Source organism: Streptomyces sp. NPDC002130 (assembly GCF_040296465.1).
GTDB lineage: Bacteria > Actinomycetota > Actinomycetes > Streptomycetales > Streptomycetaceae > Streptomyces.
This window is the reverse complement of record NZ_JBEOXI010001166.1, coordinates 1-1,105: the sequence shown is the minus strand read 5'-3', so window position 1 is coordinate 1,105 and position 1,105 is coordinate 1. Positions and strand designations below refer to the sequence as shown.

General features: G+C 63.6%; 2 protein-coding genes. Both read right to left on the bottom strand.

Annotated elements, in window-relative coordinates:
* Positions 1 to 49 precede the first annotated feature (49 nt).
* Positions 50 to 661, bottom strand: coding sequence for an alcohol dehydrogenase catalytic domain-containing protein (locus tag ABT116_RS49330; protein ID WP_351648178.1), 612 nt, complete (start codon positions 659 to 661; stop codon positions 50 to 52).
* Positions 662 to 672: 11 nt separating this feature from the next.
* On the bottom strand, positions 673 to 1,105 hold a 433-nt coding region (locus ABT116_RS49325; protein WP_351648176.1), incomplete at its 5' end, for an SDR family oxidoreductase.

The following is a 1,105-nucleotide window of genomic DNA, read 5'->3' as shown; positions in this document are numbered from 1 at the left end:
AGTCAAATGTTCTTGCTGATCAAAAAGGACGTGGCTCGTCTGGCAGCCGTTAACAATCTGATACTGCTCGTTTGAGCACGGCCACGACCAGCGCCCCGATGGGTCCGCACCCGACGACCAGCGCTTTCTTTCCGCGTACGTCTCCCGCTCGCGAGACAGCGTGCCAGGCAACGCTTGCCGGTTCCGCTACCGACGCTGTCCGCAGGTCCAGCCCCTCGGGCAGTGTCCGGAGCATGCGTGTCGGGAGCACTGCGTATTTCACGAATGCCCCCTCGGTGTGCGGGTACTGCGCTGCACTTCCCAGGTATGTGCAGCAGGGTGAGAGGTTGGGCCGATCGCTCGGAAACCGTGGGGTGGTCCCACCGGGCGTTGCGGGGTGTACGGCTACGGAAGTTCCGACTACCGGCCCCGTTCCGTCGGCCGCGGTCGTCACGACCGTGCCGACCACCTCGTGACCGAGCAGCATCGGTGCCTTCAGAATCGACTCCCCCGCCGCACCGTGCGTCCAGTAGTGCAGATCTGATCCACACACACCGCCGTAGGCGATCTCGACCACTGCCTGCTCAGCGGTCGGCGCAGTCAACGCGACGTGCTCGACCCGCAGGTCACCGGCCGCATGGGCCACCACTCCGAGCGTCGTTTCCGGTAGTACAAAACTCATGATGCGCTCTCTCAGTCGTTGCGACGGATGAAGTCGAGGCCACCGGGCACTTGGAAGGTGGGGAGCACCTCGATGAGACCCAGGTTGACGTGGCCGGGAGCGTCGATCGCGAACTCGATGGTATCCGCGATGTCCTTGGTGGTGATGGATTCGTAGCCCTCGTAGAAGGTCTCCCATGCTTCTTGCATGGCCTCGGGCGTGCCGCCGAGGTTTCGGCCGAAGATCTCGGTCTCGACCCGGCCGGGGCAGATCTCGGTCACTCGAATCCGCTTGCCGATGCAGTCGTTTCGCAGCTGGCGCGAAATCTGGTGCACCGCAGCCTTGGTCGCGTGGTACGCAGTGTGGCCGTAGAAGTTGTACAGGCCGGCGATGGAACTGATGTTGCCTGAAGACCCGGGGTGGTCTCGATGGCCTCCCAATGGTCCGCCAGCGTGCCGTTGCTGT